The sequence below is a fragment of the Dietzia sp. DQ11-38-2 genome, from assembly GCF_014145055.1.
Lineage (GTDB): Bacteria > Actinomycetota > Actinomycetes > Mycobacteriales > Mycobacteriaceae > Dietzia.
On sequence record NZ_JAALDW010000291.1, the window covers coordinates 1 to 1,840 of the forward strand.

The 1,840-nt window shown below is 70.2% G+C and carries 2 protein-coding genes; one reads left to right on the forward strand and one right to left on the reverse strand.

From position 1 onward, the window contains the following. Positions 1-1,315, forward strand: a 1,315-nt coding sequence (locus G6026_RS10445; protein ID WP_182613141.1) for an NAD-dependent succinate-semialdehyde dehydrogenase, incomplete at its 5' end; no start/stop codon positions are given. A 54-nt stretch (positions 1,316-1,369) separates the two neighbouring features. Here the strand turns inward: G6026_RS10445 and G6026_RS10450 are convergent. Continuing rightward, the gene (locus tag G6026_RS10450) at positions 1,370-1,642 is read right to left on the reverse strand and encodes a WhiB family transcriptional regulator (RefSeq protein ID WP_107755707.1); all 273 of its coding nucleotides are present in this window, start codon (positions 1,640-1,642) and stop codon (positions 1,370-1,372) included. Between the last annotated feature and the right edge of the window lie 198 nt (positions 1,643-1,840).

Here is a 1,840-nt window from a genome sequence, read left to right on the forward strand (position 1 = left end):
GGCCGACGCCACCGCCGCGATCGAGACCGCCGGGCGGGTGCAGCCCGAGTGGGCGGCCGTGCCCGCGCGCGACCGCGCCGAGATCCTGCGCAGGGCGTACGAGCTGATCCTCGACCGCGCCGACGAACTGGCCCTGCTCATGACCACCGAGATGGGCAAGCCGCTCGCCGAGGCGAAGGGCGAGGTCGCCTACGGCGCGGAGTTCTTCCGTTGGTTCTCCGAGGAGGCCTGTCGGGTCCGAGGGGACGCCCGACGCTCGCCCGACGGCAGGACCCGCCTCATGGTGACCCACGAACCGGTGGGGCCGTGCATCCTCATCACCCCGTGGAACTTCCCCCTGGCCATGGCCACCCGCAAGATCGGACCGGCCATCGCCGCCGGCTGCACCATGGTGTTCAAGCCGGCCAACCTCACCCCGCTGACCTCCCTGTACGTGGTGGACCTCCTGCGCGAGGCGGGACTGCCCGACGGGGTGCTCAACACGGTGTGCACCACCGACCCCGGCGGTGTCGTGGAACCGTGGATCGACTCCGGGATCGCCCGGAAGCTGTCGTTCACCGGGTCCACCCCGGTCGGTCGCACCCTGCTCGAGCAGTGTGCACGAGGCGTGCTGCGCACGTCGATGGAACTGGGCGGGAACGCCCCGTTCGTGGTGTGTGAGGACGCGGACATGGACACCGCGGTCGACGCGGCGATGGCCGCCAAGATGCGGAACATGGGCGAGGCCTGTACGTCGGCCAACCGGATCCTCGTCCACCGTTCGGTGCTGGAGGAGTTCGGCCGGCGCCTCACCGAGAGGATGTCCGCCCTCACCGTCGGCGACGGCACGCGCGAGGGCACCGACGTGGGCCCGTTGGTCGAGGAGAAGGCCGTGACGAAGGTGGTCGAGCTGGTCGACGACGCCGTGGGGCGCGGTGCCGAGGTCCTGTGCGGCGGGTCGCGGGTCGAGGGCCCCGGCTACTTCTACCCGCCGACCGTCCTGACCGGCGTGGCGGCGGACTCCGCCCTGATGTTCACCGAGATCTTCGGCCCCGTCGCGGCCCTGATCCCGTTCGACTCCGACGACGAGGCGGTGGCGCTGGCCAACGACACCGAGTTCGGGCTCGTCTCCTACGTGATGACCGAGAACCTCGACCGCGCGATGACCATGTCGGAGCGGCTGCAGGCCGGCATGGTGGGCGTCAACACCGGGATCGTCTCCAACCCGGCGGCACCGTTCGGGGGAATCAAGCAGTCCGGCCTGGGGCGGGAAGGCGGCCTGACCGGAATCGAGGAGTTCGTGGAGACCAAACTCGTGGCGATCCCGGTGCGCTGACGGCGCACCGGTTCACCGGGGCCGGATCGCGCGGGGCCGGCTCGTTCAGGGCCGTCAGCCGGTGCGGGCCCGGCCGGCGAGGCGGTGTCGCTCGGCCTCCGTCATGCCGCCCCAGACCCCGTAGAGTTCCCGGTTGCCCACGGCGTGCGCGCGACACTGTCGGATGACAGGGCACTGCCCACACAGCTTCGTGGCCGCCGCCTCCTTACGCCGCCGGAGGCCTTTGGGGTCGTCGTCGGCGTTGTAGAAGAGGTCCGGTACGTCTCTGCACAGCCCGTGCTCGGCCCAGGCCCATCGCTCGATGATCCTCGCAGCTGCGATCGTCATGCTTCTCCCTCCCCGTCCGACCCAGCTTCTTCTACCGCCGAGTGGGTTCGGCACATCCCCAGGGGTGGGATGGGGCGCGACTGTTAAAGTTCTGCAATGTCCGTCAGGGTCTCGGTGGAGAACGACTACACAGTGGTCATCGCGGGCGTTCACGCCCTGCTCTCCCCGTTCCGCGACCGCGTACAGGTCGTGGCGGGA